Source organism: Hymenobacter tibetensis (assembly GCF_022827545.1).
Taxonomy (GTDB): domain Bacteria; phylum Bacteroidota; class Bacteroidia; order Cytophagales; family Hymenobacteraceae; genus Hymenobacter; species Hymenobacter tibetensis.
On record NZ_CP094669.1, the window covers coordinates 4587635 to 4608440 of the forward strand.

Annotated in this window: 15 protein-coding genes; 7 read left to right on the top strand and 8 right to left on the bottom strand. The window is 52.4% G+C overall.

The genetic code is table 11. The features are described from left to right. Positions 1–325: 325 nt before the first annotated feature. From MTX78_RS18365 to MTX78_RS18380, 4 genes are all read right to left on the bottom strand, one after another. On the bottom strand, positions 326–1489 hold the full coding sequence (locus MTX78_RS18365; RefSeq protein ID WP_243797261.1) for a zinc-dependent alcohol dehydrogenase: 1164 nt from the start codon (positions 1487–1489) through the stop codon (positions 326–328). 292 nt (positions 1490–1781) lie between these two features. Continuing rightward, positions 1782–2651, bottom strand: coding sequence for a hypothetical protein (locus tag MTX78_RS18370; RefSeq protein WP_243797262.1), 870 nt, complete (start codon positions 2649–2651; stop codon positions 1782–1784). Between the two features lie 79 nt (positions 2652–2730). Continuing rightward, a complete protein-coding gene (locus tag MTX78_RS18375; protein WP_243797264.1) occupies positions 2731–3543 on the bottom strand; it encodes a UDP-2,3-diacylglucosamine diphosphatase in 813 nt (270 codons plus the stop codon). Next, positions 3515–4174 carry a LutC/YkgG family protein gene (locus MTX78_RS18380; RefSeq protein ID WP_243797265.1) on the bottom strand — a complete coding sequence of 220 codons (660 nt, stop codon included), beginning with the start codon at positions 4172–4174 and terminating at the stop codon, positions 3515–3517. Before MTX78_RS18380 ends, MTX78_RS18375 begins: the two co-directional genes overlap by 29 nt. A 485-nt stretch (positions 4175–4659) precedes the next feature. On the opposite strand from MTX78_RS18380, the gene MTX78_RS18385 reads away from it, so the two are divergent. Continuing rightward, entirely contained in the window at positions 4660–5928 is a 1269-nt protein-coding gene (locus MTX78_RS18385) for a tol-pal system protein YbgF (RefSeq protein WP_243797267.1), read from the top strand. A gap of 261 nt (positions 5929–6189) precedes the next feature. Here the strand turns inward: MTX78_RS18385 and ftsH are convergent, their stop codons facing one another. Both ftsH and rsfS read right to left on the bottom strand, forming a co-directional pair. Next, entirely contained in the window at positions 6190–8313 is a 2124-nt protein-coding gene (ftsH, locus tag MTX78_RS18390; protein WP_243797268.1) for an ATP-dependent zinc metalloprotease FtsH, read from the bottom strand. Positions 8314–8401: 88 nt separating this feature from the next. After that, the gene (gene rsfS / locus MTX78_RS18395; protein ID WP_243797270.1) at positions 8402–8797 is read right to left on the bottom strand and encodes a ribosome silencing factor; all 396 of its coding nucleotides are present in this window, start codon (positions 8795–8797) and stop codon (positions 8402–8404) included. A 15-nt stretch (positions 8798–8812) separates the two neighbouring features. Between rsfS and MTX78_RS18400 the strand changes: the two genes are divergently transcribed. The 5 genes from MTX78_RS18400 (at position 8813) to rlmB (ending at position 16060) form a co-directional block, all read left to right on the top strand. Beyond that, positions 8813–9604, top strand: a complete 792-nt coding sequence (locus tag MTX78_RS18400) for a biotin--[acetyl-CoA-carboxylase] ligase (RefSeq protein WP_243797272.1) — start codon at positions 8813–8815, stop codon at positions 9602–9604. A gap of 303 nt (positions 9605–9907) precedes the next feature. Then, on the top strand, positions 9908–10543 hold the full coding sequence (locus MTX78_RS18405; RefSeq protein ID WP_243797274.1) for a T9SS type A sorting domain-containing protein: 636 nt from the start codon (positions 9908–9910) through the stop codon (positions 10541–10543). Between the two features lie 216 nt (positions 10544–10759). Continuing rightward, a complete protein-coding gene (locus MTX78_RS18410; protein WP_243797276.1) occupies positions 10760–13759 on the top strand; it encodes a glycosyltransferase family 117 protein in 3000 nt (999 codons plus the stop codon). A 124-nt stretch (positions 13760–13883) separates the two neighbouring features. Next, a complete protein-coding gene (locus MTX78_RS18415) occupies positions 13884–15092 on the top strand; it encodes a GWxTD domain-containing protein (RefSeq protein WP_243797277.1) in 1209 nt (402 codons plus the stop codon). Then, positions 15056–16060: a 23S rRNA (guanosine(2251)-2'-O)-methyltransferase RlmB gene (rlmB, locus tag MTX78_RS18420; protein ID WP_317258912.1), complete on the top strand. Its 1005-nt coding sequence runs from the start codon at positions 15056–15058 to the stop codon at positions 16058–16060. The genes MTX78_RS18415 and rlmB overlap by 37 nt, the downstream gene beginning before the upstream one ends. Before the next feature lie 119 nt (positions 16061–16179). Here the strand turns inward: rlmB and MTX78_RS18425 are convergent, their stop codons facing one another. Continuing rightward, positions 16180–17268 carry a mannose-1-phosphate guanylyltransferase gene (locus MTX78_RS18425; RefSeq protein ID WP_243797279.1) on the bottom strand — a complete coding sequence of 363 codons (1089 nt, stop codon included), beginning with the start codon at positions 17266–17268 and terminating at the stop codon, positions 16180–16182. 142 nt (positions 17269–17410) lie between these two features. Further along, a complete protein-coding gene (locus tag MTX78_RS18430; protein WP_394805595.1) occupies positions 17411–18388 on the bottom strand; it encodes a KpsF/GutQ family sugar-phosphate isomerase in 978 nt (325 codons plus the stop codon). A 178-nt stretch (positions 18389–18566) separates the two neighbouring features. Here MTX78_RS18430 and recQ point away from each other — a divergent pair, with 178 nt between their 5' ends. Then, on the top strand, positions 18567–20753 hold the full coding sequence (recQ, locus tag MTX78_RS18435) for a DNA helicase RecQ (protein ID WP_243797282.1): 2187 nt from the start codon (positions 18567–18569) through the stop codon (positions 20751–20753). Positions 20754–20806: the final 53 nt, after the last annotated feature.

Consider the following 20806-nt stretch of genomic DNA (forward strand, 5'->3'; position numbering starts at 1 on the left):
GTGCCAATAGCCGACTAATTGAGTACCTCAACAGGCTTTTCCAAAGTTAAGAGAAATGTCCTATCAGCATTCTTGCCTTACCCCCGCCAGCCCTACAAGATTGTGGCTTCAACCAACCTGGCAACAAGGGATTCAAACAGCAGTGACTTACGACAGCGCATGTCAACTGCTCACTATGCCAAGCTGGGCAGACAGGTTATATTGAACTCGCGACTGTTCTCCAATCAATGACTCATTGCCTAGTAGTACCACGTTTCTCTTTCATCAACCAAAAAGAGCCTGCTTGAAGCAGGCTCTTTTTGGTGTTTATAACGCGAAGACAAGCTTAGGGCGTCAAGACCACCTTTAAGCAGTTGTCCTTCTTGTTGCGGAAGATATCATAGCCATGTGCAGCTTCAGCCAGCGGCAAGCGGTGCGAGATGATGTCATCGAGTACCACTTTGCCTTCAATCACATACTGCAGAAGCTTATCGATGTGCTTTTGCGCGGGCGCTTGACCACCTCGGATAGTAATGCCCTTATCGAAGAACTGGTGAATCGGGAAGTTATCAAAGGGCGAGCTATACACACCCAGCACCGTCACAACACCACCGCGGCGTACTGCGCTCATGCACGCTTCTAGCACCTTGGGGGAGCCTTTTTCCAGGTTAAGAACAGCCTTGGCCCGGTCCAGCAAATCCCGGTCGGGCTCGAAGCCAACGCACTCCACGCAAACGTCGGCACCCCGGCCTTCGCTCATGGCCCGGATCTGTTCTATTACATTTTTGGCGTTATCCCACAGAATGATTTCCGAATTGGTAGCTGCCTTGGCTTTGTCGAGACGATACTGCTGGGTATCGATGATAACTACGCGCGCCGCGCCACGCAGCCATGCCGATTTGGCCGCCATGATGCCCACCGGCCCCGACCCGAAAATGGCAATAAACTCGCCCCCTTTCACATCGGCCCAGTCGATACCAGAGTAGCCGGTAGGAAAAATATCCGTCAAAAACAGCGCCTGCTCGTCAGTCAATGAATCGGGAATGACACGTGGGCCGAAGTCAGCATACGGTACGCGCACAAATTCAGCCTGGCCACCATTGTAGCCGCCATAGATGTCGGTGTAGCCGAACAGGGCGCCGCCTTTTTCGGTGAGCAAGCCGCCTTCGGGGCCGTAGTGGTCGGGGTTGGAGTTTTCGCAGTGGCCCGGCAGCTCGTGGTTGCAGAAGTAGCAGGTACCGCAGGCTATTGGAAAAGGTACTACCACTCGGTCGCCGACCTTGAGCTTCCCTCCCACCCCTTTGCCTACTTCCTCCACAATCCCCATAAACTCGTGCCCTAACACCATAGGGCGGGGCTGTGGGATACTGCCGTTGTAGATATGCAAGTCGGAACCGCAGATGGCCGTGCTCGTGACCCGGATAATAGCGTCGCGGGCGTCTTCAATTTTGGGATCTTCTACGGTGTCGACGCGAACGTCTCTCATCCCGTGGTACACGAGTGCTTTCATAACGAGGTCAGGTTTTGGATGTGGAAGAGCGGCGTGGCCGAAGCCAGATGGAAAGCTAACGGACGGGCTTAAGCCCAGGTTATTGTTCAGCTTAGCCCCATACCTCTCCCAACCTAAATTCAGGCGCACACCACTGCCTCCTGAGAGCCGCACCCAGAATTGCACCTACCCTTACATATACGCTGTAGCAAGCCTTTTGCGCAGCAAAATAAAGAACCGTATGCCTTTGTTTTTGCGGCTACACCATACGATTCTGATATCTGGAGACGTAAAATCCTCTGTGGCTTTCTGCCTATAACTTATACACTTGGATGCCAGCCGACGTGAAAATATAGGCGTAGCCCTCCCCAAGCAACACCTGCTTGACTTCGGTAGCTGGCAAGGGTAGTGCCAACGTACGCTGCGTGAGGTTATAGAGGTGGAAGAGTTGCACCGCGCCATCCGCTAAAAAATACAGCTCGTCGCCTCGGAAGCCAATGGTGGTCAGGCCGGCGAAGGGCAGCTTTTTGCGGTAATTACCCAGGTTATCAAACACGTAAATACCATTCACCCGATCAACCAAGTATAGGTTGTTCTGATACTCGCGCAGAAACCGAAAATCGGGCTGGGAGCGGCCGATGAGCAGATCCAGAGGCGTATTGCGGGTGTTACGGGGCTGCGTCGGATCAAACTGCCGCAACGTCAGGTCCGACTCGTTGAGCAGCCAGATCCGGTCGTTAGGCGACAGAGTAGTGGCGCGGGCAGTGCCTTCCAGCAAGTCAAGCAAATTCAGTTGGCTGATAGGAGCGGCAAACCGGTCGAGCAAGAGCAACTCCTGGCGGTCGTCGTAGAAAACCAACACCTTGGTGGTGTTCCACGCCTCAATTTGCGCCACATGACCTGGCAACGGAGGCGAGTAGGTGTTCAACTGCTGGCCATCGGGTCCGTACTGGCGCACGTTGTTTTGCGCATCGGCCACATAAAGCGTCCCGCGCCGGTCCAACGACGCAACCCCTGGTTTGGGCAGCGCAATAGAGCTCACTAGCTTCCAAGCTGCCGCTGGCTCTTTGGTAGGGGCCGCTTGCACAGGTGCGGCTGATTGCCCAGCTGGGGCCACCGATGCCGGTGTGGGCACCGTGGTTTGGGCCTGACACCACAATGGCGCCTGCAAAGCAAGAAGCAATACACAAAGCAATGCTTTCTGAATCGGCCTACTCACATTTGGCCTTGCATGACGGTTCTCCGTCTTGAGCGTCCCGTGCTCAGCTCTTAGCTTTCGGAGTGAGAACTTTCTTCTCGAAGTGCTGCAAAACCAAATCGGTGCCATCATACACGCCATAGGAGCAATAATTAACCCATTCACCTAGGTTCAGATATCTGCTTCCCGGCGCTACCACCACATCAAGGGGTAAGTGCCGATGGCCAAACACGTAATAGTCGTGGTGAAAGAAGTTTTCCAACTCCCGGCAATACACCAACAGCCATTCCTCTTCCCCAAAATATTTTTCGTCTTTCTGCGTGTTCTGCACGCGGCTCCGTCGACTCCACCCATTGGCCAGCCCAATGCCAAAGTTAGGATGCAGCCGAGCAAATAACCACTGCGCTACCGGCGAGGCAAAAACGCGCTTAAGCACTTTGTACGTGTAATCTTTCGGTCCTAGCCCATCCCCATGCCCGATGTGAAACTCTCGTCCACCAATGAGTTGGCTAACTGGGTGGCGCAAAATAGGAATGCCCAGCTCTTTGGTGAAATAGTCAAACATCCACATATCGTGGTTGCCGGTGAAAAAGGTAATCGGCACGCCAGCATCCGTTAGTTCGGCCAATTTGCCTTGCAGGCGGATAAAGCCACGCGGAATAGCGTGCCGGTATTCAAACCAGAAATCGAAGATGTCGCCGAGTAGATAAATGGCGGCGGCATCGGGCGCAACACTGTCCAGCCAACGCACAATGCGCCGTTCCCGTTCTAGTGAACTGGCAGCATCGGGAACCCCGAGATGAAAATCAGAAGCAAAATAAACGCGCCGACCAGGAGGCAGCAGCAACTCAGGCAGGCGTGGCGGCGGTTTCGTCATCCAATAAAAACAGAGCAAGGCTGCGCGGGCCATGAGCACCGAGCACAAGAGTCTTTTCAATGTCAGCCGTTCGGCTAGGGCCCGTTGTGAGCGAAATCATGGACGGCAGATGCTCAGGCCCATACTTCAGCTGCAAGTTGCGTAGGGCATCCCCAATGTCGGCTACCACCTGCGAAGTGCGTGCCAGCACGAGATGTTGATCGGGGTAGATACTAAGCCGGCGTCCACTGCTCGTAGCGGCCGAAACCAGGACGCTACCCGTACGGGCTATCAACGCCTCACATGAAGTCAGGCCAGCATCAGCTTGGGCCACGAAGTCGCTTTCGTCTTTATGAAAGACAAGCCCCCCTGTGTGTAGTAGCTTTTTTATTTCTGGCTCCCATACATAGAGGTTTTCTAGTTGCTTCTCCTTCTTGTATGTGAAGAGCTGATCGTAGAAATGCTCTTCCGACTCACAGAAGTATAGCTGCCCCCCTACTCGCACAAAGCTTTCGGCAAAAGCAACGGCAAGGTCGCCGCTACCAGGCGGGTGCAAGGGTGCAGTGAAATCGGGCGCGGGCTTAGGCGGAGTAGGCTGCTGGAGCGATTCGCGGATGCGGCGCAAAATGATGTCGCGGGACGATTCGGGCATACTTCAAAGGTAATAAGACCAATCATAGTAGTTGTCACGTCTGCTGCTATAACTGCAAAAGCGACAAGCAATGCTTGGATTATATATGCTGTACGCCCTTGCGTTCCTGTGCATCAAGCGCTACTCCCTCCTCTTTTTTAGATGTGCTACCTACAAAGCAACACACATAGACCTATCAAAATAGTCTTAAAGCATCAATTTGTTTGACGCATGCTTACCTTATTATAATACAGCAATCTTTGTTTTTATCATAATGATTTATGTCCTATATTTCCTTAACGATTAAAGCACATACATTTGGTTTTAATCGTTAAATTTACGCTCCAAAGAAACAGGTCATGGAGAAAAAATACAAAATTATAGAAGCAATATCTACGATTGAGGATTTTCGCCATATTGCTATAAAAGGCTTTGCTTTACTAGCTTTCATTATACTAAGTATTAGTTCTTATGCTCAATCCATAGATACTACGCTAGTGAATGGCATGCGCAACATTTCACTGGAAAATGTGGATGTGGCCCCATCAGTCGTTGATACTAAAAGTTGGTTATTGCTCAATCCTGACATTCAAATGGAATTGGATGGCGCTGTACACAACTTATACAACTCCAAGCACGACCAGGCGGAAAAGCAGTTCCGTTCGTTACGCCGCCGCTATCCGCAACACCCCATGCCTTATTTCCTGATGGGACTAAGCGCGTGGTGGAAGATTATGCCAAGCAACGTTACCAACACCATTTACGACAAGAGCTTTTTTGCCTACATGGACACTGCCATCACCAAAGGTGAGCGGCTCTATGACCTCGACAACAAAAACTACGAAGCCTGTTTTTTTCTTGCGGCGGCTTACGGTTTCGACGCCCGTCTGCACGCTGAGCGCCACGACCTGCGCAAAGCAACTATCAGCAGCAAACGTGCCCTCGATTACTTAGACAAAAGCAAAGAAGCGAATGGTTTGAGCCCAGAGTTTCTACTCGGACAAGGGCTATTTAATTATTACGCTGCCTGGATTTCGGAAGAACATCCGTGGTTACGCCCCATCCTGCTACTGTTTCCAAAGGGTAACCGGCAGCTTGGGATGCAGCAGATCAAGAATGTGGCCGACAACGGCATGTATGCGGGTCCTGAAGCTAAGTTCTTCTTGATGAAGATTCTGGGGAGCGAGCGGGAAAACAAGTCTGCTGATGCATTGGTGGTAGCCCGGCAGTTGGCCACTACCTACCCCGACAATGGCTATTTTCAGCGCTACTACGCCATGATGTGCTTCAACAACGGGGAGCACCGCCGCTGTGAGCAAGTAAGCCTCGATATTCTGGACAAGTTGAACCGGGGAATGCCTGGCTATGAAGGTTTCAGTGGCCGCTATGCCACCTATTATTTGGGCTGGCTAAATCAGAACAAGTACAAGAATTCCACCAAAGCCAAAGACTACTTCCAACGTTGTGTGGTGTTTTCAGAAGCTACCGGCCAGACTGGGGTTGGCTATTACGTGCACGCCAACTACAACCTCGCCAAAATAGCTGATGAAGAGAATAACGTTGGAGCAGCGCGGCGCTACTATCAAGTAGTGGTAGAAAAGGCAGAGCGCAAGTCTGATATCTATCTGGAAGCCAAAGATTATCTTAGGACCCGCAAAGTGATGAAAGCCGATATACGGCAGCAACAGGGGCCTTCCTACACTTCTGAATACAAGCCTTCTAAGAAGACATCCGCAAAAAGCCGGCTGTCTTCTCTGGACGTAAAAGCAAACTAATACTCAACTAACTTCTTTTTAGCGCGGGTATTTGAGCTGTTGGAACAGTTTCGGTGTCCACGTTTTGCGTTCACTGTCTTTAAGTGGAAAACTCAACCCAATACTTCAAGACAGTGTGGCTTTCATTTTACACAAGCATAGTAACTGGATTGTAGGTAGCCAAACAGCGTAATTGACAACGAGAGTAAGTTAGATCAAGGCAATAAACTAAAAAAGCCAGCCTATACGGGCTGGCTTTTTTAGTTTACTGTTTATCGAATATTATATCGGGGTTACTACGCTACCGCCAGAACCAGCAGAAGAACCGCTATTATTAGGCAAGTCAGCATCGATACCAGGCAAATTCAAGTCAGGCAAGTCGTCGCTAAGGGGCACCCCATTAGAATGCTCCTGCTTCCGCTCACTTAATGTCTCGCTACGGTCGGTACCGGCCATGTGGGCTTGGTAGTTGGTTTGCACGCCATGTGGCCGCTTGCCTACCAAACGCTCTAAATCATCCTGAAGCAGCACTTCCTTGTCAAGCAACTCTTTGGCTACTACTTCCAGTTCGTGCCGACGTTCAGTCAACAACTCTTTGGTGCGGATGTATGCATTTTCAATGATGTTGCGCACTTCCTCGTCTATCATCTGCGAGGTAGACTCGGAGTAAGGCTTCGAGAACCCGTACTCGTTTTGTCCCTTCGAGTCATAATAAGAGACGTTCCCCAGCTTGGAGTTCATCCCATACATCGTCACGATAGAGTACGCCATTTTGGTGATGCGCTCTAAGTCAGACAACGCACCGGTTGAGATTTTGCCGAACACAATATCCTCGGCGGCACGTCCACCCAAGGTCATGCACATCTCGTCAGTGAGCTGCTCGGTGTTGTATAGGAACTGCTCACGAGGCAAGTACTGAGCATACCCCAGCGCAGCTACCCCACGAGGTACAATGCTCACTTTCACCAACGGATCAGCATGCTCCAGGAACCAACCCGCAATAGCGTGGCCAGCTTCGTGGTAGGCTACGATGCGCTTCTCATCGGGGCTGATAATCTTATTCTTCTTCTCCAGACCTCCAATAACGCGGTCAACAGCGTCGGTGAAGTCCTGCATGGTAATCATCTTCTTGTCGCGACGGGCAGCAATAAGGGCAGCTTCGTTGCAGACGTTGGCAATTTCAGCCCCAGCAAAGCCAGGAGTCTGGGCTGCCAAACGACGGGCCTCTACGTCGGGGCCTAGCGTTAGGGGCTTCAAGTGCACCTGGAAAATCTCGGTGCGGCCATTGATGTCTGGCTTATCAATGCTGATCTGGCGGTCAAAACGGCCGGGGCGCAGCAGCGCTGAGTCGAGCGTATCGGGGCGGTTAGTAGCAGCAAGGATGATGACACCAGAGTCAGTACCGAAACCGTCCATTTCGACCAGCAGCGAATTGAGCGTGTTTTCGCGCTCATCGTTGCCGCCGGGCATGTTGCCACGCGAACGGCTACGGCCTACGGCGTCAATTTCGTCGATAAAGATAATGCAGGGAGCTTTCGACTTGGCTTGCTTAAACAAGTCACGTACCCGAGCAGCACCGACACCCACGAACATCTCAACGAAGTCGGAACCCGAAAGCGAGAAGAATGGCACGTCTGCTTCGCCAGCTACAGCTTTAGCCAACAGGGTTTTACCGGTACCAGGAGGGCCAACCAGCAAGGCACCTTTCGGGATTTTACCGCCCAAAATGGTGAACTTCGAAGGGTTCTTGAGAAACTCTACAATTTCTTGTACTTCCTCTTTGGCCTCTTCCAAACCGGCCACATCCTTGAACGTGATTTTCACCTTGTCGCCACCTTCAAATAGTGCGGCACGGCTTTTCCCGATGTTGAATATCTGACCACCGGCCCCAGCGCCACCGCTCATGCGGCGCATCAAGAACCAAAAGCCTACGAATAACAGGATAGTGAAACCCCACGTAGTTACCAGGTCGCCATAGCCAGTACGCGTATCGAACGTGATGCCGATGCGCTGCTCTAATGGAACGTTAGCTTGCAGCTTCTCGAAGTCTTCCTTAAAAGTTTTTCCGTCAACTACTCGGAAGCTGAACTGCGGGCTTGCCTCGAAGGTAAGAGGCCCACGACGGCTCAGAAGAGCCTTGTATTTGTCGGTTCGGACGGCCTCGTTCTTCAACGACACCTCCACTACCGACCGATCGGTGAGCAAGCGTACATCCCGCACGTCGCCGGCGGTATACATTTGCTCGAATTTCTGCTGATTTATCTCTACTGTGTTGCCGCTCTGGTTGAAGAACAGCCAGGCGCACAGAAATAAAACCAGCCCGGCGAGCAGCCAGAGTTGCATGCCAGGTTTTGGGGCCGGGCTAGGCAACATAGGCTTCTTTTTTTTGGGCGTGTTATCTGACATGAAACTAAGATTGGCTAAGGCAAAAGATCAAAGGCGGAACACCCCGCCAGTGTGTTTGTTCCCGCTAACAGACGGAAACCAGCACACTTTACTTTAATGAACTGAAAACAGTCTCTTCTTCGATGTGCTGAATTTCGGCATCACCCCATAGCTCTTCCAGTGCGTAGAACTGCCGCCGGTCGCGCAGGAATACGTGGACTACTACATCCACATAGTCGAGCAGTACCCACTCGCGGTTCATACGACCTTCGGTTTGCCAAGGGCTCTGACCAGTAAGTTTCTCTACTTCTTCCTCCACCGAACGCGCAATGGCATCGATTTGGGTATCTGATGAAGCCGAGCAGATAATAAAATAATCCGATACGGCATTTTTAAGCTCCTTGAGGTTCATCACAACGATATCCAGGCCTTTTTTCTCCTGCATACCGCGTACTACTACATCTGCCAACTTGTCCGAATCCTGTTGAACCAGGGTACTTTTCATGGGGTATTGTTAGGTTTGATCATCACAAAGTACGAAAAACACGTGGAGGCTATTATCCCCCAAACGCTATTCACGGGCCGCCAAGTGGTTTCGTTGCCCGAATGCGCTTCAACCAACAGTGAAGCGCAAGCTCTTATTCACAGAAACCGCGCCACCGACGGCTGCGTGGTAATAACCGACAAACAGACCGCCGGACGCGGCCAGCGTGGCAACCGTTGGGAGGCTGCGCCCGGCGAAAACCTGACAATGTCGGTGGTTTGGCGCCCCACCTTCTTGCCAGCGCCCGACCAGTTTCAACTCAGCCAAGCAGTAGCATTAGCAGTGCACGACTGGGCGACGACGCTTCTTGGCCCCGACCCCGCGCTTCGGGTGAAGTGGCCAAACGATATTTTTTTCGGGAACCGCAAGCTAGGTGGTATCCTGATTGAAAACACGCTTAGTGGCACAATGATTCAGCATAGCGTGGTAGGAATTGGAATGAATATTAATCAACGTGAATTTCAGGTGCCTACCGCCACGTCTTTAGCGGCTCTAACCGGACGGGCCTACGACCTGCCAATTCTAGCAAGCCGCCTGCTCGAACACCTAGAACGGCGCTATTTGCAGCTACGTGCTGGGGGGCTGGGAGTTCTCCGACAGAACTACCGGCAAGTGCTTTACCGCTACCGAGAGCCTCATCTGTATGAGGTAGATAACCATCAGGTAACAGGTGAGATTGTGGATGTGGATGAGGCCGGGCGCCTCGCTTTATCGATCAGCGGGCAGTTGCGTCATTTTGATTTGAAAGAAATTAAGTACATCATTTAGTATCACTGTTTGGTCGATGTATAAAAGCTATACGCAGATATTTTTATAGCTAGAACAAGCAAAAGGCAACCTTTAGCTGTTGGATAACGAGTAGACAGCTAGAGGTACGAGGCCAGCGCACTCACGCGCAACGCAACCTTTTCGCTCTGAGTGTCATCTATGTTTCGGGTTAGTTAGGCACGGTGCTTGTCTTACTTCATCCACAAACGCGAGTTGCTCTTAAGAACTCTTGCGCTAAATACCAGAAAAAGCCTATATTTGATAGCTTGCCACTAGGCAGCTTTTTTGCAACGCTTCTTTCATATGAAAATTTCTACCCGCTTAGTTGGGATGTTGGCCTTACTACTGGCGCAACTGTCAGCGCTTGCTGCTACCGTTACGGTGGAAGTTGGTGATAACTTCTATCGCCCGCAGAACGTGGTTATCCGTCCGGGCGATATAATACGGTGGACTAATGTTGGCAACCAAAGCCATCCTACCGTTTCGGATTCTTCGCCGGCGTTGTGGTCAACTTTCACAATCAGCCCAGCCAACACCTCTTACACGTCACAGCCGTTTATCACACTCGGCTCCTTCAATTATTACTGCTCAGCGCATTCTGGTGGGACTCCACGCGCAGGCATGATTGGCAACATCATGGTAAGCAACACTCCGCAAGCAACTCTTGATGCTAAGGCCGCTGGTGCAGCATTAAGTGTATACCCTAATCCGAGCAGAGGACTGGTGGTGGTAACCCTAAACCAGAAGGTAGGTCCCGAGTACAAGTTGCGCTTGACCAACATTTTGGGTCGGGAAATCCGCTCTTTTTCGTTACGGACTGAAGCGTCCAACACTGGGATGCCACTTAATCTGTCTGATTTGCCAGCTGGCATGTATTTTTATAGCCTGGTGCTAAACGAGAGAGTGTTATCTACGAAAAGATTCGTATTACAGAACTAGTTTAGCTATTCGTACTTCTTCTTTTAGGAGAGCGGCCACCTTCTGTGGCCGCTTTTTTTATGTACCAGCTCAAGCAATAGCCTTCTAAGGAGTGGAATAGGGCACTGTGCGGCCGGATTTATTGTCTACTTTTGACGTTCTGCATCTTTCATTTCTCGACCATAAGCCCGCGTCAGGCGACGACGACTGGGGCCTGCCCCTCTACTTAATTCTCGTATGCGCTCATACAAAAGCCTGAATAATCTAGTTGGTTGGCTGGTGTTTGCCATTGCCACCATTGTGTACCTAATCACGCTGGAGCCTACCGCTTCGTTCTGGGACTGCGGCGAGTTTATTGCCTGTTCCTACAAGCTGCTGGTACCGCACCCCCCTGGAGCCCCGCTTTTCCTGCTGCTTGGTCGCTTGTTTTCGCTGTTCTCTTTCGGTGATGTTACCAAGGTTTCGGTGCTAGTCAATGCCTTGTCGGCGCTGAGCAGTTCGTTCACTGTGCTATTCCTATTCTGGACTATCACCATTCTGGCCAAGAAGCTGGTTCTGCACCACTCGGGTGCTGTGGGCCACTCGGTACCAGGCGCTCCTGAACCCACATTTGGGCAGAGTCTGTTGATACTGGGCGCTGGTGTCGTCGGTGCCTTATCGTTTGCCTTTTCTGATTCGTTCTGGTTTAATGCCGTGGAAGGCGAGGTGTACGCCATGTCGTCCTTGTTTACAGCGGCCGTGGTTTGGATCATGCTAAAGTGGGAAAACCGCGCCCACGAAGCCGATTCCGATAAATGGCTGATTCTGATTGCCTATGTAGTAGGCCTCTCCATTGGGGTGCACTTACTGAACTTGCTGGCCCTGCCAGCCTTGGCCTTCATCTACTATTACCGTCGCACCGCTAACCCCACACCTTTGGGCGGCATCATCACACTGGTGCTTAGTCTGGTGCTGGTCGGCCTGATTCTGGTGGGCATTATACCAGGCTTGCCATCGTTGGCGGGCGGATTCGAAGTGTTCTTTGTGAACAGCGTCGGGCTACCCTTCAGCTCGGGCATTGTCATCTTCTTGGTGCTTTTCGTGGCCCTGCTAGTGCTTGGCTTCCGCTACTCGTTGAAGCAGCGCAACCGCCTGCTCAACACGGCCATGCTTAGCTTGGTGTTCATCTTGATTGGCTACTCTAGCTACCTCATTATTCCTATCCGGAGCAGCTACCACCCTACCATCAACGAAAACAACCCCGAGGATGTGCTCAGCTTTGTGAGCTACCTTAAGCGGGAGCAGTACGGCGACCGTCCTTTGCTTTACGGTCCACAATTCAATGCTCGCCCTGTTCGCTACGATGAAGGTGCCCCACGCTATGTACGGGAAGGCAACAAGTACGTAGTAGCAGAAAAGCGTCAAGTGGTGGTCTACGACGATGCCGACAAGATGCTGTTGCCGCGCATTTACAGCCCACAGCCCGAGCATATCTACAACTACCAAAAGTGGGTGGATATTCAAGAAGGAGTGAAACCCACCATGGGTCAAAATCTATCCTTTTTGTTTCGCTACCAGATGGGCCACCAGTTCTGGCGTTACTTCCTTTGGAACTACGTAGGCCGCGAAAGCGACGTTCAACAGTCGGGAGGCTTGTGGCCTTGGCAGGGCGGCAAAGCAGGTGTACCGGAGCGCATGGCCGACAGCAAAGCACGCAACAACTTCTTCGCCATCCCGCTTATTTTGGGTTTGATTGGCTTGTTCTTCCATGCTCGCCGCGATTCACGCAACGCCTTTATTGTCGGCTTACTGTTCGTATTCACGGGCTTAGCTATTGTGGTGTATCTCAACCAGCCGCCCATCGAGCCGCGCGAACGAGACTACACGTTTACGGGTGCTACCTATGCTTTTGCCATCTGGATTGGGTTGAGCGTGCTCGGACTGGCTGAGCTCCTACGCTCGGTGCTGAAAGCCGATACCGGCCGCGCCATGACGGCAACGGTACTTGGCCTTGTGGCGCCTGTGCTATTGCTGGCTCAAGGCTGGGACGACCACGACCGTTCGGGGCGCTACAACTCTGTGGATTCGGCCAAGAACCTGCTCAACTCGTTGCAGCCTAATGCTATCCTTTTCACCAACGGTGATAATGACACTTTCCCGCTTTGGTATGCGCAGGAAGTGGAAGGAGTACGCACCGATGTGCGGGTAGCAGTACTTAGTTACTTGAACACGGACTGGTATATCCAGCAGATGAAGAACCGCTCGTACAAGTCACAGCCGCTGCCTATTTCCATGCCGGCCGACCGCTACAAGCAAGGCACCAACGACTACCTCCCCTTCGCTGAGAATCCCGCCGTCAAGCAAATCAACTTAAAGGAATTCGTTCAGCTAGTCACGCAGAACAGTGACCTGTTGAAGGTATCGTACGACGAGAGCGGCCCTGCTATGATGTCGTTCCCGAGTCCGAATTTTTACCTTGATGTGGACACAACCGCCGTTGAAAAGTTGGGCATTGTACCAGCCGAACGGCGCAAACAGCTGGTATCCCGCATGGAGTGGAATATGGGCAAAGGCGCCATTGAAAAGAAAAACTTAGTGATTCTGGACATGCTGGCGACCAATAACTGGCAGCGGCCGATCTACTTCTCTAGCACTGTGGCTGGCGGCGACTTCATGAACCTTCAGCCTTACTTCCAGTTGGAGGGCATGGCTTACCGAGTGTTGCCACTGAAAGACCCCAACTATCAGCCTCGCGGCGACGAGGGCTACGTAGCCAAGGACTTGATGTATGACAACCTCATGAAGAAGTTCGCCTTCCGTAACCTCAACGACCCAGGCGTTTTCTACGACGAAAACCACCTACGTTTCCCGGCCAACTACCGCGACAAGTTTGCTCGCTTAGCCAACACCTATCTAGCCGAAGGCAACAAAGCCAAAGCCAAGGAAGTACTTGACAAGTGCTTCGCAGTGATGCCTGACGCCTCGATTCCCTACGACTACTACTCTCCGCAGTTTGTCCCAGCATTGGTAGCAGTAGGCGAAAAAGACCGTGCCAACGACATCATGGACAAGATGCTCAGCCGGGCTCAAGTGGCATTGCCTTATTTCCAGACGCACAACCCGGCACTGTTTGATATGGAAAATCAGACGTATCTGCTAAGCGTGCAGAGTGTGTACCGGGCGGCCGAGCAAATCGGTGACCAGGGCCGCGCCAGCAAGGCGCTGGAAATAATGAATCAATATTATCCGCGGCAGTAAGTAAGATACTGAGCTACTAGAATGCGAAGTTCCACTTCGTGAGCGTTGAACGAACCTGCTCTTAGGTTGCCGTTCTTTCGTTCGCGAAGTGGAACTTCTCGTTACAGCCTGTATGCCATTTCCCATGAAAGGTTATTTGTTGCTAGTACTTCTGGCTGTGAGTTTGGTGCACGCCACTGCGCAAAAGCGGGAGTTTTCCGATCAGTACCGCCCTGACCGACGTTTGTTGCTTGATACACGCCGGGAAGCGGACAGCTTGCGTGTATATCTGCGCTTTCCCAATGCCAGTGTGCTGCGGCAAGGCCAGCCCCTCCGCATTAGTGCATGGCCTAGTTTTGACGCTCGCCGCCCCCTCTGGACGGATACCGTAAAGCAGTTGGCCCGTCGTATCCGCCCCGACGGCCAAGGTGCACTGGTGGAATTCTGCCTACCTATTGCCAAGCTAACCAGCGGTACTATGCTCAGCCTGGCCTGCGCGCCGGCCGCCGAAGCCGCTACCGGCGACGCCGCTTGGCTATCTGTTACCACTGCTCGGCTGGCTCGGCCCTACATCCTAACTGATAGTTTGGGCACCCCATTGTTGCGCCGCTACGTCCGGTCTAGTGAGCCTTTTCTTGTGGACCGCTATGGGCAGGATATAGCAGTGTTGGTGCGTCGCTATGCGGCTCCGTTTGTGGCCGCGCTACCTCCCCATGCTGATCCAGCCCGCCAATCCAGCGCTTCTCCTACCCTTCCGGTCAGTGACTCCTTGGCTTTTCGGGCCGGCATGTCCGTGGTGCTACCGGAAGCAGGACTTTACACCCTGCGCTTGGCCGGCGAAAAGCCCTTGCTGGGGGTGCTGGTCACGGATGAAGACTATCCAGAGCTAACGACAGCCGACGAACTGATTCAACCGCTGGTATACCTAACTACTTCAGCAGAGCGAAAAAAGCTGTACGACGCACCCAATCCCAAGCGTGCCGTGGACCAGTTCTGGCTCAGTGCTGCTGCCGGCCAGCAAACCATAGCCCGGCAAGCCATTCGGACATACTATGGGCGCGCCCAAGCAGCCAACGAGCTATTTGTGGCTCACAAAGCCGGGTGGATGACTGACCGGGGTATGCTATATATAGCCCTGGGTCCGCCCGACGCCGTGTACCGGACTGCTCAGGACGAGCGGTGGGTGTATCATGGTACTAACAATGGTGCATCGGCGACTTATACGTTCCGACCTAAACCCAGTACCTTTGCTCCCGAACACTATGAATTGGTGCGCCGTCCCGAGTACGAACGTCTCTGGTATGCCGCCGTGGAGCAATGGAGAAAAGCAACGACGACCGCCCTCGGCCGCTAAAAGAGCGCCGCAGTTACTACGATTCTGAAAATCGTCCGGTGCCCCGTGCCCCGCGTCGGGAGGCAGGGCGCGCTGCCGCTAGTGGCGAAACGCCCGGCGGCTACCGGCGGCCCGAGACTCGCTCGGAGGGCAATGACAGTCGCCCTGAGGCAATACGCGGCAACGAAGGCCGCTCTTACGACAAGGAAAAACCACGCTACTCCAACCGGCCCGCCCCCGACCGTAGCATCGATATGCTGTTTGGCTTGCGGCCCATTATGGAAGCCCTAAGTGCTGGGCGGACACTGGAGAAGATTTTCCTGCTGCGTGGCACCAAGAACAGCCTCACCCAAGAAATCAACGACCTAGCCCGGCAGCAAGGCATTCCGGTTTCGTCGGTGCCAATCGAGAAGCTCGATAACCTGACCCGCAAAAATCACCAGGGCGCGGTAGCTTTCGTGTCGCCAATCGACTACATGCCGCTTGACAGCATTCTAGCTGGGCTGTATGAAGAAGGCAAAACGCCTTTTCTATTGATTCTGGACCGCGTAACCGATGTACGTAACTTCGGTGCCATTGCACGTAATGCCGAATGCATGGGGGTACACGCTATTGTGGTGCCTGCCCATGGTGCGGCCCAAATCAACGGTGATGCCGTAAAAACATCTGCAGGCGCGCTGAACATAGTACCGGTATGCCGGGAACCCAACCTGAAGAACACTCTTATCTTCTTACGCGAATCAGGTGTACAGGTGGTGGCTTGTACGGAGAAGGCTGATGCCAGCCTGGAGACCGGCACTGTTGACCTCACGGGCCCTGTAGCAGTGCTCATGGGCTCCGAAGAAGACGGCATTTCCCCCGAGTACCTACGCCTCGCCGATCATCGTCTCCGCATCCCCATGACTGGCCAAATCGGCTCACTCAACGTTTCTGTTGCTAGTGGCATTATGCTGTTCGAGGTACTGCGTCAGCGCCTAGTAAAGGCATAGCTACAATGCTCTTACAGAAAAAGGCCCTTGATACTACATGGTATCAAGGGCCTTTTTCTGTAAGAGCATTGTAACAACGAAGTATTCTACCCGATGCTTAAGCTCGGGAGAATGTGTCGTTAGTTGTAGCCCACTCCCTTTTTGGCTTTTACATCGGCCACAAATTCCTTCACGCGCTGTTCCTCGGTGCGCTTGCAGATCAGGAGCACGTTGTCGTACTCAGCAATGATGTACCCGTCTAGGCCCTGCACTACTACTAGGCGCTCAGAGGGCGTTTTGATAACGCACTCCGTGGTGTCATAAAGAATGGCATCACCATCGATGACGTTGTTGTTTTCGTCACGACGACCCATGCGGTGCAGCGAATCCCAGGTACCTAGGTCGCTCCAACCGAAGTCAGCGGGCAGTACAAACACGTTGTCTGCCTTCTCCATGATGCCGTAGTCGATGCTGATGTTGCGGCACCGGGAATAGGCCTCCGTGATAAAAGCTTCTTCCTGTGCTGTACCGAGTTGCGCTTGCCCGTCGTCGAACACTTCCGCAATATCACTCAGGTACTGGTGGAACGCTTGCACAATCACGTCGGCGCGCCATACAAATAGGCCAGAATTCCAAAGGAAGTCGCCGCTTTGCAAGAACATTTGCGCCAGTTCCAAATTCGGCTTCTCAGTGAAGGTTTTCACCTTTTTCAGCCCGTTTGGCAGGTCGCTGGCCTCCTCATCAATGTACTGGATGTAGCCATAGCCTGTGTCGGGACGCGACGGCTGAATGCCGAGCGTAATGAGAACTTCGTGGGTGCGCGCCACATCAATAGCTTGGCTGATGACGTTCCGAAACTCGTCTTCCCGTAGCACCGCATGATCGGCGGGTGATACCACAATGACAGCCTGAGGGTCGCGCTTGGCAATGCAGTAGCTGGCGTACGCAATGCAAGGAGCAGTATTGCGCCCGATGGGCTCACCCAAAATTTGGTCGGCTGGCAGATCCGGTAGATGCTGCTGTACCAATTCCTTGTAATCTCGGTTCGTAACTACAAACACGTTCTCAGGCGGGCAAACCCCTGCAAACCGGTCGACAGTTAGCTGAAGCATCGAGCGGCCTACGCCTAATACATCATGGAATTGCTTGGGGTGGTTGGTACGGCTGAAGGGCCAAAAGCGGCTACCAATGCCGCCCGCCATTACGACGAGATAGGTGTGTTGCATCATAAACAGGAAGTAGTGCAGCTAAGGAATTAGAGGTATGCAAATATCCGATTTTAACGCGAACCATATAGAATAGCTAGATAATGTAATGAAAGCGCGACAACCGCTGCTCAAGGTATTGCTCCTATTATCTGTCTTTTTCAAGCTATACCAAGCCTTCGCGTAGCAAATCGTGGAGATGAATAAAGCCGCAAAACCGGCTCTGCTCCGTAACAATAAGCTGCGTGATGTTACGCTCTTGCATTCGGGCCAAGGCCTCCACTGCAAAATCATCGATATCAACTGTCACCGGACTGGGTGTGAGGATATCCAGTGCTCGCACGTCCTCTAGCCGGCCCTCAAACGTAGTGAGCATCCGGCGTAAGTCGCCATCCGTAATAATGCCCCGCAACTGACCGACGGTATCAAGGACGGCCGTAGCTCCCAGCCGCTTACCTGATATTTCCAAGATAATCTCTTTGAGTGGCGCCGTTTCGTGCACCTGCGGCTGCTGGTTTTGCCGGCTTAAGTCGCCCACTTTCAAATACAGTTGCTTGCCCAGGGTACCCCCAGGGTGCAGGCGGGCAAAATCTTGGCGAGTGAAATCCCGGCTTTCCAACAGACACACGGCCAGCGCATCACCAAGCGCTAGCGCGGCGGTAGTGCTAGTGGTGGGCGCTAAGTTATGTGGGCAGGCTTCGCGCGTTACGGGAGCATGCAGAATGTAGTCGGCCTGCTGCGCCAAGTAAGAATCGGCGTTGCTGACAAGGGCCGCCATAGGCACACCTTTGCGCTTAAGCAGCGGCACCAGCACTTTTATTTCGGGCGTATCACCGCTTTTGCTGATGGCCACCACAAAGTCGTCTGGCTGTATCATGCCCAAGTCCCCGTGGATGGCATCGGCAGCGTGCATGAACAAGGCGGGGGTGCCAGTGGAGTTGAGAGTAGCTACCATTTTACTGGCAATGTGCGCGCTCTTTCCAATTCCCGTAACCACCACCCTCCCTCGTAGTGAGAGTATTGCCCCTACACAGAGTGCAAAATCTGGCGTTTGCTCGATAGCCTCTGCTACGCCCAGAATTGCTTCCGCTTCGTGCTGCAGCACTTTTTTTGCAATGGAATGAAGTTCGTTTTGCGGTTTCAATCTAAATTTGATTAGGTATTGAGTATTGGAGGGCGAGATAGAGCGTATTTGTCTTACTCCTTTAATGTCTCCTACCGAATACTTCAAAATTCCCTAGATTGAGATAAGCAACCTGTTTTGTGCAGATGAAACTTATCTGAATCTTCCAACCGAGCAAGTGAGGATGTCAATGCCAGCCGTGAACAATGCAATCAGCCAAGGTGCTGATTTGAAAGGCAAGTTAAAGGAAGTTTTTGGGTACGGTCAGTTCCGCGGCACGCAGGAGGCCATCATCCAGAACGTTATCGAGGGGCATAATACGTTCGTTATTATGCCGACAGGTGCTGGTAAAAGCCTTTGCTATCAATTACCTGCCCTCGTACTGCCTGGCACAGCCATTGTCATCTCTCCACTTATTGCCCTGATGAAAAATCAGGTCGACCAGCTCAACGCCTTCGGGGTAAACGCACAGTTTCTGAACTCGACTCTGACCAAGGCCGAGATGAACCGGGTGAAAAAAGACGTTATCAGCGGCGAAGTGAAGCTGCTCTACGTTGCTCCCGAAAGCCTGACCAAAGACGAAACCATCGATTTCCTGCAAAAGGCAACCATTTCTTTTGTCGCTATTGATGAGGCGCACTGTATTTCAGAATGGGGCCACGACTTCCGCCCCGAGTATCGTCGGATTCGTGGCATCATCGACAACATTGGGCAGGTACCTATCATTGCTCTGACGGCCACCGCTACGCCTAAGGTGCAGCTGGATATTCAGAAGAACCTGCAGATGGACGACGCCAGCGTTTTCAAAACGTCGTTCAACCGTACCAACCTCTACTACGAAGTTCGCCCTAAGCACAACACCAAGAAGCAACTGATTCAGTATGTGAAACAGCGCAAGGGGTTGGCAGGCATTATTTATTGCTTGAGCCGCAAGAAGGTAGAAGAAATTGCCGAGTTGCTGAAGGTGAACGATGTGCGGGCCCTACCTTACCACGCAGGCTTGGATCCGCACATACGCATGGCCAACCAAGACGCCTTTCTGAGCGAAGACTGCGACGTTATTGTGGCAACCATTGCCTTCGGCATGGGTATCGACAAGCCCGATGTACGCTTTGTTATTCACTATGACACCCCGAAAAGCATTGAGGGCTACTACCAGGAAACCGGCCGCGGCGGCCGCGACGGTCTCGACGGCGACTGCCTGATGTTCTATAGCTACGACGACATCGTAAAGCTAGAGAAGTTCAACAAAGACAAGCCCGTAACCGAGCGCGACAACAGCAAGTTGCTCCTCCAGGAAATGGCCAACTACGCCGATTCGGCGGTGTGCCGGCGCAAGCAGTTGCTGCACTACTTCGGCGAGCATTTCGAGAAAGACTGCGGCTTCTGCGACAACTGCAAACACCCGAAAGAGCGGTTTGAAGCCCAACAAGAGGTATTGCTGGCCCTCAAAGCAGTTGTTCAAACCGAGCAGCGCTTCGGTATCGACCACATCGGGACCGTGCTTATGGGCATGAACAATGCGCACGTTGAAAGCTACGGCCACAACGGGTTACCCATCTACGGGCAAGGCAAAGACCACGATGCACAATATTGGCATTCGTTGTTGCGCCAGTGCTTGATTTTTGGTTTCTTAGAGAAGGATATTGAAAACTTTGGCGTTGTAAAAATCTCCGACAAGGGTATGGACTTCATCGAGAATCCCCATTCAATTAAGCTCACCAAGGACCACGACTACGACGAGGAGGTCAAGGAAGAGCAGGAGCAGGAAGAGGTGCAGCAAGCCGCTGGCCACGACGAAACCCTGTTCGAGATGCTGAAGGCGCTGCGGAAGAAAATGGCCAAGGAAAAGGAACTACCTCCGTACGTTCTTTTCCAGGACCCATCGCTGAAAGAAATGGCCACTACATTCCCCACCAAGCTCGATGAGCTAGCGCATGTGGGCGGTGTAGGCCAAGGAAAAGCCCAGAAATTTGGCTCACCCTTTTTGGCGCTTATCAAGAAGTATGTCGAGGAAAACGACATCATGACGGCCTCCGACGTGGTGGTGAAATCGGCTGTCAACAAGTCGAAAATCAAGATTTACATCATCCAGCAGATCGACAAAAAGATGGACCTAGAGGAAATTGCTTCCTCTAAGGGCATCGACATGCGCGAGCTGATGGAAGAAATCGAGCACATCTGCTATTCCGGCACCAAGCTCAACCTCGACTACTACATCAACGGTATCTTGGACGAAGAGCGCCAAGAGGAAATCTACGATTACTTCATGACGGCCAGCACCGACAATATTGCGGTGGCCCTTAAAGAGCTAGGCACCGATGACTACACCGAAGAAGATCTGCGCCTGATGCGTATCAAGTTCCTAAGCGAAGTAGCCAACTAGAAACTTTTATTTCGGCGATTTTACAAGCGCCATTCCTACACCGGGTCTTGATT

Coding starts and splice junctions, on each gene's coding strand:
- MTX78_RS18365 (WP_243797261.1), bottom strand. CDS start 1,489: ATGAAAGCACTCGTGTACCACGGGATGAGAGACGTTCGCGTCGACACC.
- MTX78_RS18375 (WP_243797264.1), bottom strand. CDS start 3,543: ATGACGAAACCGCCGCCACGCCTGCCTGAGTTGCTGCTGCCTCCTGGT.
- MTX78_RS18380 (WP_243797265.1), bottom strand. CDS start 4,174: ATGCCCGAATCGTCCCGCGACATCATTTTGCGCCGCATCCGCGAATCG.
- MTX78_RS18385 (WP_243797267.1), top strand. CDS start 4,660: ATGCGCAACATTTCACTGGAAAATGTGGATGTGGCCCCATCAGTCGTT.
- ftsH (WP_243797268.1), bottom strand. CDS start 8,313: ATGTCAGATAACACGCCCAAAAAAAAGAAGCCTATGTTGCCTAGCCCG.
- rsfS (WP_243797270.1), bottom strand. CDS start 8,797: ATGAAAAGTACCCTGGTTCAACAGGATTCGGACAAGTTGGCAGATGTA.
- MTX78_RS18405 (WP_243797274.1), top strand. CDS start 9,908: ATGAAAATTTCTACCCGCTTAGTTGGGATGTTGGCCTTACTACTGGCG.
- MTX78_RS18410 (WP_243797276.1), top strand. CDS start 10,760: ATGCGCTCATACAAAAGCCTGAATAATCTAGTTGGTTGGCTGGTGTTT.
- MTX78_RS18415 (WP_243797277.1), top strand. CDS start 13,884: ATGAAAGGTTATTTGTTGCTAGTACTTCTGGCTGTGAGTTTGGTGCAC.
- rlmB (WP_317258912.1), top strand. CDS start 15,056: ATGGAGAAAAGCAACGACGACCGCCCTCGGCCGCTAAAAGAGCGCCGC.
- MTX78_RS18425 (WP_243797279.1), bottom strand. CDS start 17,268: ATGATGCAACACACCTATCTCGTCGTAATGGCGGGCGGCATTGGTAGC.